Annotated in this window: 16 protein-coding genes; 9 read left to right on the top strand and 7 right to left on the bottom strand. The window is 44.0% G+C overall.

The window, feature by feature from the left end; genetic code table 11:
- Positions 1–37 precede the first annotated feature (37 nt).
- Positions 38–967, top strand: coding sequence for a response regulator (locus tag RT084_RS07665; RefSeq protein ID WP_286172920.1), 930 nt, complete (start codon positions 38–40; stop codon positions 965–967).
- Positions 968–1103: 136 nt separating this feature from the next.
- Here RT084_RS07665 and glyA read toward each other — a convergent pair whose 3' ends face one another.
- From glyA to RT084_RS07650, 3 genes are all read right to left on the bottom strand, one after another.
- A complete protein-coding gene (gene glyA / locus RT084_RS07660) occupies positions 1104–2363 on the bottom strand; it encodes a serine hydroxymethyltransferase (protein ID WP_050324995.1) in 1260 nt (419 codons plus the stop codon).
- 368 nt (positions 2364–2731) lie between these two features.
- Positions 2732–3307, bottom strand: a complete 576-nt coding sequence (locus RT084_RS07655) for a chorismate--pyruvate lyase family protein (RefSeq protein ID WP_201664886.1) — start codon at positions 3305–3307, stop codon at positions 2732–2734.
- Positions 3307–4545, bottom strand: a complete 1239-nt coding sequence (locus RT084_RS07650) for a GNAT family N-acetyltransferase (protein ID WP_313098898.1) — start codon at positions 4543–4545, stop codon at positions 3307–3309. Before RT084_RS07650 ends, RT084_RS07655 begins: the two co-directional genes overlap by 1 nt.
- Positions 4546–4756: 211 nt before the next feature.
- On the opposite strand from RT084_RS07650, the gene RT084_RS07645 reads away from it, so the two are divergent.
- From RT084_RS07645 to RT084_RS07635, 3 genes are all read left to right on the top strand, one after another.
- Entirely contained in the window at positions 4757–5545 is a 789-nt protein-coding gene (locus RT084_RS07645; protein WP_313098895.1) for a pseudouridine synthase, read from the top strand.
- Positions 5542–6249 carry a DUF1345 domain-containing protein gene (locus RT084_RS07640; protein WP_050324991.1) on the top strand — a complete coding sequence of 236 codons (708 nt, stop codon included), beginning with the start codon at positions 5542–5544 and terminating at the stop codon, positions 6247–6249. The genes RT084_RS07645 and RT084_RS07640 overlap by 4 nt, the downstream gene beginning before the upstream one ends.
- 194 nt (positions 6250–6443) lie before the next feature.
- A complete protein-coding gene (locus tag RT084_RS07635; RefSeq protein ID WP_050324990.1) occupies positions 6444–6944 on the top strand; it encodes a YfbM family protein in 501 nt (166 codons plus the stop codon).
- A gap of 109 nt (positions 6945–7053) precedes the next feature.
- On the opposite strand, the gene RT084_RS07630 is transcribed toward RT084_RS07635, so the two are convergent.
- A complete protein-coding gene (locus RT084_RS07630) occupies positions 7054–7704 on the bottom strand; it encodes an OmpA family protein (RefSeq protein WP_007115417.1) in 651 nt (216 codons plus the stop codon).
- A gap of 554 nt (positions 7705–8258) precedes the next feature.
- On the opposite strand from RT084_RS07630, the gene RT084_RS07625 reads away from it, so the two are divergent.
- The 5 genes from RT084_RS07625 to minE all read left to right on the top strand — a co-directional run bounded on the left by RT084_RS07625 (position 8259) and on the right by minE (position 12938).
- Positions 8259–9227: an acyltransferase gene (locus tag RT084_RS07625; RefSeq protein WP_007115416.1), complete on the top strand. Its 969-nt coding sequence runs from the start codon at positions 8259–8261 to the stop codon at positions 9225–9227.
- 118 nt (positions 9228–9345) lie between these two features.
- Complete coding sequence (locus RT084_RS07620; RefSeq protein ID WP_219300439.1) at positions 9346–10407, top strand: hypothetical protein; 1062 nt, start codon at positions 9346–9348, stop codon at positions 10405–10407.
- Between the two features lie 179 nt (positions 10408–10586).
- The gene (gene minC, locus RT084_RS07615) at positions 10587–11591 is read left to right on the top strand and encodes a septum site-determining protein MinC (RefSeq protein WP_312383739.1); all 1005 of its coding nucleotides are present in this window, start codon (positions 10587–10589) and stop codon (positions 11589–11591) included.
- A 255-nt stretch (positions 11592–11846) separates the two neighbouring features.
- A complete protein-coding gene (minD, locus tag RT084_RS07610; RefSeq protein WP_062332529.1) occupies positions 11847–12659 on the top strand; it encodes a septum site-determining protein MinD in 813 nt (270 codons plus the stop codon).
- 3 nt (positions 12660–12662) lie between these two features.
- Positions 12663–12938, top strand: a complete 276-nt coding sequence (minE, locus tag RT084_RS07605; protein ID WP_007115412.1) for a cell division topological specificity factor MinE — start codon at positions 12663–12665, stop codon at positions 12936–12938.
- A gap of 103 nt (positions 12939–13041) precedes the next feature.
- On the opposite strand, the gene RT084_RS07600 is transcribed toward minE, so the two are convergent.
- The 3 genes from RT084_RS07600 to RT084_RS07590 all read right to left on the bottom strand — a co-directional run bounded on the left by RT084_RS07600 (position 13042) and on the right by RT084_RS07590 (position 15278).
- Positions 13042–13599: a cytochrome b gene (locus RT084_RS07600; RefSeq protein ID WP_101964012.1), complete on the bottom strand. Its 558-nt coding sequence runs from the start codon at positions 13597–13599 to the stop codon at positions 13042–13044.
- Positions 13600–13703: 104 nt separating this feature from the next.
- Positions 13704–14267, bottom strand: a complete 564-nt coding sequence (locus tag RT084_RS07595; RefSeq protein WP_312383736.1) for a hypothetical protein — start codon at positions 14265–14267, stop codon at positions 13704–13706.
- A gap of 57 nt (positions 14268–14324) precedes the next feature.
- Positions 14325–15278, bottom strand: a complete 954-nt coding sequence (locus tag RT084_RS07590) for a chemotaxis protein CheB (RefSeq protein ID WP_312114615.1) — start codon at positions 15276–15278, stop codon at positions 14325–14327.
- Between the last annotated feature and the right edge of the window lie 25 nt (positions 15279–15303).

Here is a 15303-nt window from a genome sequence, read left to right as displayed (position 1 = left end):
ACCTTGATTTTAGTCAACATACCTAAGTGACATGACCATGATAACGACTGTAACCAAACCCAAAATCGCCTTTATCGATGATGAAGACCGCATTCTACGCAGCCTAAAAATGCATTTTCGCGCCACCCATGATGTGTTTACCACTACCGAGCCCGATGAGCTACTAAGCTATGTGCAAAATAACGAGGTCCAAGTGGTGATTAGCGACCAACGCATGCCAAAAAAACTGGGTGTCGAAGTACTAAAAGATATCAAAGACGTATCACCCCATACTATCCGCATCTTATTGACCGGCTATGCAGACTTAACTGCAGTAATTGATTCCATCAACGAAGGGGAGATTTTTCGCTATATCACCAAACCTTGGCAGACGGATGAACTTAAAAGTATCGTCAATCAAGCCACCCAAATCGCGCTGCAAACCAAAGATGTATTCAAAGAAAATCTGCAGGTCGCTCAGCCAACCATCGCCAAACGCAAAGTGTTGGTGATCGATGACAGTGAAATGGTATATTTACAGATGCAGCAAAAATTCACCCAGTTTGAAACTCACTGGGCAAATTCGTTAGAAAAAGCGATTGAGCTACTTGAAAATGACCGTTTTGGCGTGGCAATCACCGATGTGTCCTTGGGTGGCGAGAATATTTCACCCGTGATCTATGCGTTAAAACAAAGCTTCCCTGATTTAGCGGTATTGGTACTCACCTCACTCAACGATAGCCACACCTTAATCGACTTGATCAATAAAGGGCAAGTGTATCGCTACCTACCGCGTCCCAGTAATTTGTTGTTACTCGAAATTAGTATTCAGCGCGCTTATGATTATCACCAGACCTTAGTCAATCAACCAAAATTACAAGCGCGACATGTCGTTGATGCCGTCACTGAAGTTGAAACGCGTAGTTTTGGTAATAAAGTCAAAAAATTCTTATCACGATTTGGTATTGGTAAACCGCGATTTGCCTAGCTTAAAATCTAGTGCGTAAGATAACAAGTTCAAAGCGTCGCATTTGAGCCATCTGAATCAATAAATGTTAGCCATAAAAAAACCGCCCAGAGTCACGACTTAGGCGGTTTTTTGAGCGGTTTTTAATAACTAATGATTAAGCTGTTTGCTCGTACACTGGGTGTTTGGCACAAATTGCTTGGACTTTTTCACGCACTTCGCCGATAACTTTTTCATCACCGCGGCTATCGAGCACATCACAAATCCAGCCAGCCAATTCTTTTACTTCCGCTTCACCAAACCCACGGGTAGTGACTGCGGGCGTACCAATACGCACCCCAGAAGTCACAAACGGTGATTTAGGGTCATTTGGTACCGCGTTTTTGTTGACGGTGATGTGAGCATCACCCAACCATTTATCCGCTTCTTTACCGGTGATTTCTTGTTTGATTAAGCTAATCAGCATTAAGTGGTTTTCTGTGCCGCCTGAGACGATGTCATAACCACGTGACATGATGACGTCTGCCATGGCTTTGGCGTTTTTAACCACTTGTTGTTGGTAGGCTTTGAAATCTTCGCCTAACGCTTCTTTAAAACACACCGCTTTACCTGCAATCGCGTGCATCAATGGACCACCTTGGTTGCCAGGGAACACGGCAGAGTTGAGTTTTTTCTCAATCTCTGGGTTGGCTTTTGCTAAGATTAAGCCTGAACGTGGACCGCGTAGGGTTTTGTGGGTGGTGGTGGTAGTAACGTCAGCGATTTGCACAGGGCTTGGATAAACACCTGCAGCAACCAGTCCTGCCACGTGTGCCATATCGACCATCAAGTATGCGCCAACGCTGTCTGCGATGTCGCGGAATTTTTGCCAATCAACCACTTGGCTATAAGCAGAAAAACCCGCGATAATCATTTTGGGCTGGTGTTCTTTGGCTAGGCGTTCGACTTCATCATAGTCGATGATGCCCGTTTCTTTGTTTAAGCCATATTGTACGGCTTTATAGTTGATACCAGAAAAGTTCACATGCGCACCATGCGTCAAGTGACCGCCATCAGCAAGGCTCATGCCAAGTACCGTGTCACCTGCTTTTAATAAGGCTAAAAATACCGCGCTGTTGGCTTGGCTACCGGCATGTGGCTGCACGTTGGCATAGTCTGCGCCAAACAATTCTTTGGCACGGTCAATCGCCAATTGCTCAACCACGTCAACATATTCACAGCCACCGTAATAACGTTTGCCTGGATAGCCTTCGGCGTATTTATTGGTCAATTGGCTACCTTGCGCTTCCATCACCGCTGGCGAACAGTAGTTTTCTGAAGCAATCAGTTCAATATGGTCTTCTTGACGTTTGGCTTCATTGTCCATCGCTTGGGCAAGTTCAGCGTCAAACTGGTGAATAGTGACATTTTTAAACATGGCAATTTCCTTTTAAGTGAGTCAAAAAATGGGCGGATAAAACCGAAAATATGGCTTAGTTTAGCATGGTTTGATTGTTTGGGTTAGCATAATCCACAGGTTTGGCTGAATTTGTCTCATCATTCGCCTGCGATTTTTGAGGTTATTTATCAAGCGTTGGGCTAACCAAAGCGGCTCAAAAAATCACTCGATACTGCGATTAACACGATATTAAAAAGTCACCGTAAAAAAGACAGCCGCTGCGACTGTCGATTTTTGGTTGGCTGTGTTTATTTTGCTATATTTTTTAGCGATGTTTTTTAGCGATGTTTATTTGGTTATGTTTTTTGGCCGGGTAAAATTAGTGCAAGGCACAGTGGTTTTTGTACTTATCCTTCTCGTTTGTCAGTGCTGACATGAATCATGCCGTTTTCTTCTTCACCCATAAGGCTATTTTCAAACGCAGGTAAAAAGGTTTCACTAATCAAAAAATTTCTGCCCTGCCATTGGTAAAGGGTGGTGCGTCGCCAGCCTTGCGCTGTCACATCAATCCAGCGATTGGTCATCACTGCGCCATGCCGACGAAACAGTATATAGCCAATCGGTGTTGTGCCCAGATTCGCCAGTTTTCGCGCATTACCAATGAGACTGGCAAACGGAAATACGGACCGCGCCATCACCCACGCATCTTGATTAGGCTTGCCAAATAATAAGGCTTCGCGCACCCATGCCGATTGGCTCACACCAAGCGGTAACTGCAATTGGCGCTTTTCGCTCAGGGACAAGGTTTGCCGTCCTTCAAACGTCGGCTGTACGATGAGTCTATGCTGAGATAAGGCTTCAAATTTGGCGGTAAGCGACCCTGTTGACGTCAGCCAAGGGATAAGTTTCGGCGGTATCTGCTGTTTGTGTGCCACGCTCAAATGCGCGCCAGCCAGGTTTAGGTTTAGACCAATATTTATCATTATTTTTTCAAAAACTCATTATCGGTTATTGTGCCTTGCGCGGCACCGTCACCAAAAAATTGGCTTTTATAGGTGTCATTAAAAGGTAACGCGGTCATCGCATCGGCTTGGTACGCCAATATAGCGTGCTGTTCGTCTTGGCAAAACTGGGCAATGGCAGGGGCAAACACCTTGTCGTAGACACGGTGTAGTGAATGGGTCAACACTGGATAAAAGCCGCGAATCAACTTGTGCTCCCCTTGGGTACCAGGGTCAAAGTAGCGAAGGCCATGCTTGATAGCAAATTCAATGCCTTGGTAATAACACAGCTCAAAGTGTAAACAATCATATTCTTCTAGGCAGCCCCAATAGCGGCCATATAACGTGCTGATAGCGGCATCGTCATCGAAAAAAAACAAACTACAAGCTACGATATCACCATGCGCGTTATGCGCTTGAGCGAGCATCAGCTTGTCTGCCATAGTCTGCCCAAGCTGCTTAAAAAATGCTAAATTCAAATACGGCTGCCGTCCTCTCACCAGATAGGTCATGGCATAGCATTGGTAAAAAACTGCCCAATCCGCCTCGGTGATATCGTCACCGATTTTAACCTGACAACTTAGATTTTGTTTGAGTACCTTTTGGCGTTCCACCTTAATTGACTTGCGTTTTTTGGCAGTTAATGTTGCCAAAAACTCATCAAAATTGGCGAATTTTTTATCCTGTAGATTGCGATTTTGCCATAAAAACTGACAGCTTAGCCGCTCGCAAAGATTGGGCACATTTTGCAACGCTTGGACATCTTTTGGGGAGACAAAAAGCCCGTGCCAAGTGGATGCTTGATAGCGGCTCGCCAATTCATCAATCGCTTGTAGTAAGGTCTGATACAGTGGCGCGGTTAATGACTTACCTTGTGCCACCCAAATTCGCTCGCCGGTGACGGGTGTAAAAGGCACGCTTGTCACCAATCTTGGATAATAATTTCTACCATAGCGCTCAAAGGCTTCTGCCCAGCTAAAATCAAACACATATTCACCTTGATGATGCTTTTTGATAAACACAGGCATCACAGCAATCAGTTGAGCACTGTCATCTACAATCTGCACATACTGCACCCACCAATCGCTGCGCTCACCAATCAGCTTTGCATCTATCAGCGCTTGCCAAAAATCAAAGTGCATAAAGGGCGTATCAGGCGTCTGCCACTGTGTCTGTAAGTGCCAGTCAAACTTAGTGGTAAATTGATAGTGATAGGACATATGTTAGTATTATTGTAGTTGTATGAACGGATTATTATACCTTGTTTTTAGCCAAAAATACGGGCTTATCCTTTTGCACAATTTGACACAATTTTGCAAAATATGTATGGCGTTGGGCGGTGTGGTTTATAACGGTGACTTTGTTGCAATAACCAAATTGCAATAGCCAAGATTAGCGTTTACACTGAACAACTTAGCAGCCAACTGCTTGATGCGGTTTAAGCTTTTTTTCACTCACTTGTCACCCTCTACCATGCCGACACTGATTTTATTTAACAAACCTTATGGCGTACTCAGCCAATTTCGCAGCGATGATAATAACAACTTTGCGACGCTCAGCGATTATTTTAGCGACAAAAGCCTACGCGTGGCGGGGCGATTAGATGCCACTTCCGAAGGATTGCTACTGCTAACCGCTGATGGGCAGGTTAATAAAGCCTTGACCCATCCACCCAAAGCCAATGCAGGCAAACAACAAGGTAAAACCTACTGGATACAGGTGGAAGGCGATGCAAGCGATGCCCAGTTACAACAACTAAAAACAGGGGTGCCACTCAAAGACGGTATCACTTTACCTGCCGAAGTTGTAAGGCTAAGCGAAGCACAAATTGCCGAGCATATTTGGCAAGCGCCTGACAAGATTGCCAAACGCAAAGTCACCACGTGGCTCGCCATTACTATTTTTGAAGGTAAAAATCGTCAAGTACGTCGCATGGCGGCCCATGTGGGACTGCCCTGTTTACGGCTGATTCGCATGGCATCGAGTGGCTTTAGCTTGGGAAATTTAGAGGTGGGCGCATCCACACAAATACCGCTATCACCTGCCGATTTAAAGCGACTGGGTGTCCAACCTTTATCCGCGGCAACGATAACGCCACAATCGCGCAAAAAACCTCGCGTGTTACCGCCTACATCAACCCACGCAAAGCACCCAACAAGCCGACGCAAACAGCCATTAGCAGACAGCCTTAAGGAAACCGCTATGAGAAAACAGCCATGATCGGTTACATCTATCGTTTTTTTCAAAGCCGCCCTCGTCTACTGTTAGGGTTTGCCACCATGGTGGTGGTGTATTTTGGGTTATCGACGCTGGTTGGCCTATTGCCCAAAGATTGGACGTTGGCGGTAGCCTATGATAAATTGAAGTTTGTGACGCAATTTTTGCTGGCTTGGAATATCGGACTTTGGGTTTATTTACTGGCTATTTTTCGGATGATGTATAAAGCCGATCAAAATGCAATTTTGGATAAAGCCCATGCTGAAGACGAAGGCACGATGTTAATGCTGATTTTGGTTTTTGTCACAGCCATTGTCAGTATGCTAGCGATTGTCGTAGAGTTGGGCGCGAGCAAGGACGCCAAAGGCGCTTTGATGCTGTTTCATATCGCGCTCACCGCCATGACGATTTTGACGGCCTGGCTGTTTATTCATACCATGTTTGCTATTCATTACACCCACGAGTATTTCTTGCTTAAAGAAGAAAAAAACACAGAAATGCTAGATTTTCCTAACGATGACGACCCCGCCTACTGGGATTTTTTATATTTTTCCTACATCATTGGCACATCTGGTCAAACAGCGGATGTCGCCTTCAACACCCAGCAAAGTCGAATCATCGGTACCATTCATTGTGTGTTATCATTTTTCTTTAATACCGCAATTTTAGCCTCATTAATCAATATGTCAGCGGGTCTAATCGGTTAAAGTTAAATAAGTCAGCTAAATGAGTCAGCCCAATACAGCTAAATGAGTCGGTCAATTCAAGTGAATACATCGTCAAAATCGCTTGCTGTATGAGGTATACTATCCTCGCTTGTGGTCCTCGTCTTAACATAAAGTGATAGGACTGTCATATCCCACTACGCTAATATCTCGCTACTTTATAACTAGGAAATTGTATGATCGCACAATATTTGATGGTCGATAACGCCCTGCTCGAGCAACTGCAAAATGCCACTGATACAGCGCGAACGGCGTTACTTGAAAGTATGAGTGAGCAGCCTCAAGCACAATTGGTAGATTTGGGCAAACTGTGGGACATCATCCATTTTGTGTTAACCAAACACAGCGCCACCCAACCTGTACCCGATGAGCCTGTCAGCGAGTTTGTGGTGGGTGTAGAAACCTTTAGCGACAATGAAGATGCCGATTTCATTGCTTTTATCCCGTGGGCACATATTGTCGAAATCGTTGATGTACTAGAACAAATTAACTTTAAAAAACGCTTAGAAAAAGTCTCAATGAAGTCACTACGTGAGCAAGCTATTTTCCCACCCAATATTTGGCAAGACAAAAAGGAAAACTTGGATAAAGAATTACTGGCTTCATATAATGAGTTATTGGCGTTTTATAATGACGCCTTAGACAATGGCGATAATATTGTGGTGAGTATTTTATAACGCCGATATAGTCCTTTTTTCATTTTTTGAACCAAAAAAGCACCTTATAAAAGGTGCTTTTTTTATCAATTCGCTGATGAAAATATCATCTAGCTTGACTTGAACTTCATTAGTTAACCGATTGTGGTGCAAGGATAATCATCTCTACACGGCGGTTTGGTTCATAGCTTGAGCCAAATTGTGTTGTCGCACCGCGACCAATAGCGCTGATACGGTTACCAGAGATGCCACGATTGACTAAGTAATTAGCGACTGCTGATGCACGGCGTTGTGATAACGCTTGGTTTCTATTTGCATCACCTTCCACTGAGGCGTAACCATTTACTTGAATGTTAGTTTGGTTATAGTCACGTAGTGTGGTAGCTACTTTGTCTAACGTATTATAGAAGTTAGGTAGAATAGTAGAATCACCAACGCGGAAAGTTATCGCTTCTGGGATAGACAAGTTAATGTTATTAGTCACTGGGTCACGTGTTACCGTCACGCCAGAACCTGCGGTTTCTGCACGAAGTTTAGCTTCTTGTTGCTGCATGTAGTAACCAACACCAGCACCTAGTACACCACCGATTGCCGCATCACGACCGGTTTTTTCACCGCCCGTTGCCTTTGAGACACCCGCACCTGCGGCTGCCCCTAATAGACCACCAATAAGCGCTTTATTGTCGGTAATGCCTGTTGTTGTCGTACCAGTTGGCGTTGTTGCACAACCTGTTAAGATAACACCTGATGCTAAAGTAGCTGCTAATAATTTAGTACGCATGAGTAATCTCCTTTGAATTCCTCTAGTTATAATGGCTTAGTTATAATTGCCACGCACCAACTTGTTGTTTTTATCTCATTTGCCAGATAAACCTGACAACACTCAGTTGCTTTGTGATTGAGCTCATTATGCAATAAACTTTTCCTTTATATGTAATGATTTGTCTTAAGGATGTTGTAGGATGGCATAATTTGTTACAAAATATTTTCAAGTATTCATTATTTATATTATTTATTCTTATATATTAAATGCTTTGTGATTTTGTTGAAAACTATGCTGCATAGTCAACCTATCATCTACAGATTATTCAATAACTTGTTAATTTTTAATAAAAATTTTTGACAATTAACTTTACTGGGATTTATAGCGTAGCATCGTTAAACTCGAAAGATTTGTGCTTGCCAGTGTATAAAAATTTATTAGTGAACATTTTTGACGTTTGCTAAACTAACACTTATTTTTACAATTAACGAAGCCAAATTAATGAAGCCAAGTATTTTTTCTTATGTCTCATTCAAATAAGCTTTTTTGAATAAGCTTTGTGGGAGCCAAATATGACAAATAACAATAAACCATCATTGCTCAAAAACACGTTCAACAAACTGCGTAAAACATCATTACCTTTGGCGCAAAACGCCAGCTTAGCGGTGGCGGCAGGCACCATTACCGGCAATTCAGTGCTGTTTAGTCTACCGCTTTGGGCGATGGGCGCGGTAAAAACATTAACGGGTCATACATTGGCAGATAAATCCGTGTTAAAAATAGCCAATCACTGGATCAATACCAACAATCGTTTGATTGACAACATCCTGCCCGATATTGATTTTCGCGTCAACCTGCCTGATGACTTATCGGTCGATGGCAAATATATTTTGCTGAGTAATCACCAATCTTGGGTCGATACCACTGTCATTCAATATATCAGTGAAAACCGACTGCCATTAACGCGATTTTTTGCCAAATACGAGCTACTGTATATCCCAATTGTGGGACAAGCGTTTTATTTTTTAGACTTTCCGATGATGAAACGCTACTCGAAGGCAGCGATTGCTAAAAATCCAGCGCTAGAAGACCGCGATATCATCGAAGCCAAACGCGCTTGTCAAAACTTACTCGACAAGCCTTTTACCTTACTTAACTTTATCGAAGGCACGCGGTTTACCCAAAAAAAACATGACTTGCAACAATCACCGTATCAACATTTGCTAAAACCCAAAGCGGGCGGCATTGCGCTTGCATTGGGTGCGTTAGGTGACGATTTAGACGCGGTGCTTGACATGACGATTGTGTATCCTGACGGTATTCCTACCTATCAGGATTTGTGGCAAGGTAATATCAAACGCATCGGGGTGGATATTCAAAAAATTGCATTGCCAGATGATTTGCTACAGCGGCTCATGGATGGAAAATACCAACAGGATGAACAAACCAAAATAGATATGTACCGTTGGCTTGATGATGTGTGGCAGCAAAAAGATCAACGTATCCAAGCCATGCTCGATGATTTTACCCGTCATCCCTAGCAATCTCACCAGTTATATTGCTAATTAAAATCTAAGGAGAGTCATGCAAGGCATGACTTACCTGCCTTGTTCTCACTCACATTTTTTGCGGTATTGACCCCATTTTGAGCACTTTTTTATGCCAACTGCTAATTTAGACCCAAAATCCAGCCCAACGCCAAGCTCGAATATTAGCCAACCGCTCGCTGCTCACCCTGCCAAACCCAGTCGTTGGCAGTTAGCCTACGATACCATCATGATGATTGCCATTGTGTTGGACTTGCTGCTCATGGGGTTTGACACTTTGATGCTAAGTAGCTTTATGGCAAAAATAGCAAGTTGGATGGGGTTTGTTGACAGTATCGTCAGTTATCAGCAAGGATGGCACGAGCCGCTCAAAGTGGCAGGGGGTCTGTTTACCATCTTTTTGGTAGCAGAGCTTGTGGTTCGCTGGTTGATTGCCATCGTCCAAAAACGCCATTACCGCTGGTTTTTCTTTCCATTCGTGCATTGGTATGAAGTGTTGGGCTGTGCACCGCAGCTGCGCGCATTGCGACTGCTGCGCGTTGGCGTGATTGGCTATCGGCTGCACGAACTTGGCTACAAAGTTTTGCCCGCCAGTTGGCTTGCCACGATCAAATTTTATTACCAAATGATTATGGAAGAGATTTCTGATCGGGTGATTTTAACTGCGATTGACAATATCCGCACCGAAATAAGCAACACCGATGGGCATTTGGTCAAAAACATCATCGACAAGCATCGGGATGACATCCAAAAGGTCATTGTCGATGTGCTGCAGCAAGAGGCCACACCGTTATTACAATCCACGCCCGCCAATCCTGCCATCTTTGCCAAACCTTTGGCAGAACAAGTGGGCATTGCCATTCAGCAAGCGCTGACCGATACGCCCGAGCTGCACCGCATATTACGATTGATACCAATTGCAGGTAGTCTAATAGAAAACCAAATGCACAGCATCGGGCAACACATTGGGGAAAATCTGACATTAAGCTTGACCACTAACCTTACCAAACCGCAAACGCTCACGCTGATGTATGAAGAAATCGCCAAAAGCTTAGTACAAATTGACGTCACTAGCCCTGCGCTAGAAAAATTAGTTAGCGATATTATTGATGATAGTTTGACGTCACTTGCCAACCAAGTTCGTATTCAACAATGGAAGCACCAAATACGCTGATTGAATCCACCGATCTGGCGCCGATAACCGCTATTCAACGCTTTTTTTATCGCCCTATTATGGCTTTGGTTGCCAAACAATAAATAGCGCGGTGAATGGTTGTTGTTTTAAATAATACTTGCTAATATGCGGTATGAATCGATTTTGATGTATAAAAAGTTATTATAAAAAGGTTTTTCATGACACAGCCCGCTGCCCTTGACTTGACCCAAGATAGTTCCTCACAAAACTTACAAAGCGTATCTAACCTATCAGAGCAGGATTCACCGCAAAGTCAGCAGCTAGCCAACCCATTACCCACCGACCCTGTAGCCACTAGCGTGAAACTTACGGGCAGACTCCTCAACTTTACCCGCCTACATATTGAAGGCAATGATATCAAAGTAATTTTGACAAAGATTGCACAAAAGCTAGGCCGTCAACGTCAGTCTAACTTACCGGTGATTGTCAGTTGTCAACAGCCATTAAATTTAGCGCAGCTTTGGGGCGGCTTATGGGTGCTAGGGTTACAGCCGATTGGGTTGGTCACAGGCGCCAATGATACCCAAGCCAATGAGCTTCGCATTGCCATTTTTCCAACGGATGGGCAGCGTATTGACGGCAAAGCACCAAAAAATTTGGCGACGGGTAGTGAGCAAAAATCAAACAGCACAGCCAATACTCCATCCTCTCAGCACGTTGCGCAGTCCCCTAACCAATCACCCGCATCCGACAGTCAAGCGACTCAGCGACAAAGCCAAACCGCCAGTGATATCGTAACCAATAAAACCGCAAGCAATGAGACCACAAGTAATGATACTGGAGCTGCACCTGAAAAATTTGTCGCCTCACCGCATCACCAATCGCAGCTTGAAGGCGATTTGGTGCATAATCAAATGTTGCGCTCAGGTCAAAGTATCAACCACGTTGGTGGCGACGTGATTTTGACCAAAGGCATTAATGCCGGCGCGGAAGCGATTACCGATTATAGCCTACACGTGTATGGCAAAGCCGAAGGGCGATTGGTGGCAGGGGCGACGGGCGATACCAATGCCAAAATATTCTGTTTGCGTTTTAACCCCTCACTGGTGTCAGTTGCGGGGACTTATTGCCTAAAAGAAAATATTCCTACTGAGTATTTGGATAAAGCGGTACAAGTCAGCTACTTGGATGGACAAGGCTTGGTGTTTGAGTTGATGGAATAACAATCACCTAAACAACCACTTATACCATAATCTATGCAAAAATCGTCAATCTCTCGATTAACTTCGAAAAGTTTTTTATGCTAAACTAGTCCAATTAACCAAATTTAGGCTAACTAAAATTTAAGTCTTAATTTTTAACGATTTACGTTAATTTATATCCGTATTTTTCAAACCAGTTTAGCGTGAATGTGTGTATGGCTTGAATGATTCAATACTGCCTCACTGACACCGTGCTATGAATAGGAGTATGCCAAAGTGGCAAAAATCGTTGTTGTAACTTCAGGAAAAGGCGGGGTAGGTAAAACCACCACCAGTGCCTCTTTCGCTACGGGTCTCGCCGTTCGCGGCTTTAAAACTGTGGTGATTGACTTTGACGTGGGTCTTAGAAACCTTGACCTCATTATGGGCTGTGAAAACCGCATCGTGTATGACTTTGTTGATGTTATCTCAGGGAACGCGCGCCTGTCACAAGCGTTGGTAAAAGACAAACAACTCAATAACTTGTTTATCTTACCTGCCAGCCAAACGCGCGACAAAGACGCCTTGACAGATGAAGGAGTCGCCGAAGTCATTAATGAGTTAGCCAAACAATTTGACTATATCGTGTGTGACTCGCCCGCTGGTATCGAGCGCGGTGCCCAGCTCGCTATGTACCATGCCGATGAAGCCATCATCGTGACCAACCCAGAAATCTCATCGGTGCGTGACTCAGACCGTATCATTGGTATTTTGCAAAGCCGTACCAAAAAAGTTGAAGAAGGTACAGGCGTGGTACGCGAGCACTTGGTCATCAACCGCTATAACGCTGAGCGTGCTGAGCGCGGTGAAATGATGGATATTAATAGCATCTCTAATGACATCCTAAAAGTGCCACTACTTGGCGTGATTCCTGAAAGCAATAGCGTACTTGAGGCATCAAACCAAGGTGTCCCTGTGGTGCTAGATCAAAATTCAAAAGCCGGTCAAACTTATGATGACATGGTCGCTCGTTTCTTGGGGGAAGAACGTCCCTATCGCCATATCGAGGTGAAGAAGAAAAGCTTCCTACAACGCTGGTTTGGAGGTTAGGCTATGGGATTTTGGAGTAATTTATTTGGCGGTGAGCAAAAGTCAAACAGTGCCAATACTGCCGCAGAGCGCCTAAAGGTCATCGTTGCCAGCGAAAACCGCTTGCACAATCGGTTAACCCCAGAGCGTATCGAAAAAATGAAACGTGAGATTTTGGCCGTGGTCAATACCTACGTGTCAGGTGTCAACATTGATGACGTCAATATTCAACATCACAATGAAGCGAACATGGAAGTATTGGAGATGAATATCAGCTTGCCTGATAGTACACGCCAATAATTCATATTGCGCTTAATCTAGATTGTTTTTAATCTAGCTTGCTTTTAAAAAATTGTTACTAAAAAGCCCATCATACATGGGCTTTTTTATACTATCAGCTAACTTAGCGCATACGGCGAATCAAATGGTCTTTTTGGATAAATTGGTGATACAGCGCGCCGATGATATGCAAAGCCGTGAACACCAGCAGCAACGTCCACAACAGATTTTTATGAATTTTTTCCAACGTGCCTGACAAATCACTGTTTTCACTGACAAAGGCTGGGATATCAAATAGCCCAAACATACTCACCCCTTCCCCATCAAACATGACAGACAACCAGCCCGCTAAAGGCATGGCAAGTAAAATCAAGTACAGTGCTAAATGGGTTAAATGCGATAGTTTATTTTGCCATTTTGGCATCGGCACATCGGCAGGTGCTTTGGTAACAAAACGGTTGATAATACGCCCTACTGTCCAAAATAACACACTGAGTCCAAACGCTTTATGCAAATCAAAATAGGTAAAGTCAGTTGCATCTTCATTCAGCTCAATCATTGCCCAAGTTGCAATCAACAATACCACGCTAATCCAATGGAAAATACGTGACGATAGCGACCATTTGTTGATACCGTGTGGGGCAATCGGCTGTGGCGCTTCATTTGCAGGAAATAATGCCATAATGAATTTTACCTTATCATGATTTGTTTTGGGTTATTCTAGCAATGTTTGGGCAAAATAAAAGTAACAGACTGTTGGCAAAATAGCACAAAAGCGGACTGGGTCTAACTATCTAAATCCACCAAGAAATGCGAGAGCTTGTCCAAATCTGGCACTACACATAGCTCACCTGCCAACATGACTGGCTGAAAAATATAGGCGTGCTGTAGGCTGTAGTCTGCCAAATTCGGTGCACGTGAACTCTCAACGACCTCATCATCTGGCGCGTTTAAGGCGGTTAATAAGTCAGGATAGTTAGTCGCTAATTCAGCTTGGTAAGTGGCGTCATCAGCGTCTTTGAGATCAGCAATACGCACAGAATGGAAAGTCACTTCGCCGTGAATTTGCAAGGCAAGACGATGAATATCGGTGACGCTTTCTAACACCACTAAGTGGGTGGGCTGCTCATCTTTTGGCAACAAGTGATACACTGACACTTCTTGACCGCGCCAAATATAATTCCAAATGCGCTCATCATAGTTATCAATGCTCAAAATCAAGGCTTGCGGCACAATCCAGTCAGGCGAACTGCTAGAAGGAATTCGAGCAATGGTTAATTGACCTGTGGTGATACTTAGGACGCCTACATCTTCATCTTGCTTAAAGTAACGGTTTAACTCGTTTGCCATGGCTTGCTCATTTTAGTGATTAATAAGAAATTTAGCGGTCGCTACCAGCCTATAGCATTAGCCACACAAGGCGATTAGCTGCTCAGCTAACTGCTTAGGGGTGCCAACAAAAGTAACTTGATTGCTTTCAATCATGCTTTGTGGCTGACTGGCGCAGGTGCTGCTATCAGGGGTTTGTGCCCAAATAATACTGCCATTTTTTTTGACCGTCGCTGCCGCATCACTACCATCATTGCCCATACCGGAGAACACGATAGTGATTAAGTTGTTGCCAAACGCTTCGCTGCAATTACGCATGACCTCACTGATTGGGGGTTTGTAACTGCCTTGCCAAGGTTTGCGCTGCAAAATTACCCGTCCATTGGAATCACACACCACGCTGTGGTCAATCGGTAAAATCAAACAACGCCCTGACAATAATTTTTGGGTATTGGTCACTATGTCACAGCGCCACTCGTTGTGACGATTTAAAATTCTTGGCAAGGTGTTGAGCATATTTTGGTTGAAGTGCTGCGCTAGTAACAGGGATACTGGCAAATCTTCGGGCAAATTATCTAAAAATTCCTTAATGGCGAGCGGTCCGCCCATTGATGCTGCGAGCAATACCACATATTTCCACGGTTTGATTTCACGCTTGGCAGCCTCATAGTGCGCTAGCAAATCGCTACGTTCTAGCATTATAGCGATTTTTCGCTTGAGTTGGCGTTGCCATTTGGCATATAACAGACTTTCATTGATATAAGGTGCCGTGACAAAGCCCAGTAATACAATCTTAGTCAAATTGACATTCAGCTGTTTTTCAACATTTTGAATGACTGCGTAATCATCTTGGGTATCGACTAGCCATACATCCACTTTTTGCTGAAAATGTTTTTCGGTCAGCTGTGACGCTACCAAGCATTCCACGATTTCAAATCCCCATGAACGAATAGTATCGCTAAAGGCAAGCCGTTGCTGATTTTCCTCAGCAACGATAAAAAATCGCAGCGGCGGTGAGTGCTTTGACAGCATGAATGATTGTATCCTTTACATGGTC

Origin of the sequence: Moraxella sp. CTOTU48717 (genome assembly GCF_032057165.1) — a bacterium.
GTDB classification, from domain to species: domain Bacteria; phylum Pseudomonadota; class Gammaproteobacteria; order Pseudomonadales; family Moraxellaceae; genus Faucicola; species Faucicola tetraodonis.
This window is presented reverse-complemented; position numbering and strand designations above follow the sequence as displayed.

Bases quoted from the DNA above. Each gene is read 5' to 3' on its own strand.
- RT084_RS07630 (WP_007115417.1), bottom strand. From the start codon at position 7,704: ATGCGTACTAAATTATTAGCAGCTACTTTAGCATCAGGTGTTATCTTA.
- minE (WP_007115412.1), top strand. From the start codon at position 12,663: ATGGGATTTTGGAGTAATTTATTTGGCGGTGAGCAAAAGTCAAACAGT.
- RT084_RS07640 (WP_050324991.1), top strand. From the start codon at position 5,542: ATGATCGGTTACATCTATCGTTTTTTTCAAAGCCGCCCTCGTCTACTG.
- glyA (WP_050324995.1), bottom strand. From the start codon at position 2,363: ATGTTTAAAAATGTCACTATTCACCAGTTTGACGCTGAACTTGCCCAA.
- minC (WP_312383739.1), top strand. From the start codon at position 10,587: ATGACACAGCCCGCTGCCCTTGACTTGACCCAAGATAGTTCCTCACAA.
- RT084_RS07600 (WP_101964012.1), bottom strand. From the start codon at position 13,599: ATGGCATTATTTCCTGCAAATGAAGCGCCACAGCCGATTGCCCCACAC.
- RT084_RS07620 (WP_219300439.1), top strand. From the start codon at position 9,346: ATGCCAACTGCTAATTTAGACCCAAAATCCAGCCCAACGCCAAGCTCG.
- RT084_RS07625 (WP_007115416.1), top strand. From the start codon at position 8,259: ATGACAAATAACAATAAACCATCATTGCTCAAAAACACGTTCAACAAA.
- RT084_RS07635 (WP_050324990.1), top strand. From the start codon at position 6,444: ATGATCGCACAATATTTGATGGTCGATAACGCCCTGCTCGAGCAACTG.
- RT084_RS07595 (WP_312383736.1), bottom strand. From the start codon at position 14,267: ATGGCAAACGAGTTAAACCGTTACTTTAAGCAAGATGAAGATGTAGGC.
- RT084_RS07655 (WP_201664886.1), bottom strand. From the start codon at position 3,307: ATGATAAATATTGGTCTAAACCTAAACCTGGCTGGCGCGCATTTGAGC.
- RT084_RS07590 (WP_312114615.1), bottom strand. From the start codon at position 15,278: ATGCTGTCAAAGCACTCACCGCCGCTGCGATTTTTTATCGTTGCTGAG.
- RT084_RS07665 (WP_286172920.1), top strand. From the start codon at position 38: ATGATAACGACTGTAACCAAACCCAAAATCGCCTTTATCGATGATGAA.
- RT084_RS07645 (WP_313098895.1), top strand. From the start codon at position 4,757: ATGCGGTTTAAGCTTTTTTTCACTCACTTGTCACCCTCTACCATGCCG.
- RT084_RS07650 (WP_313098898.1), bottom strand. From the start codon at position 4,545: ATGTCCTATCACTATCAATTTACCACTAAGTTTGACTGGCACTTACAG.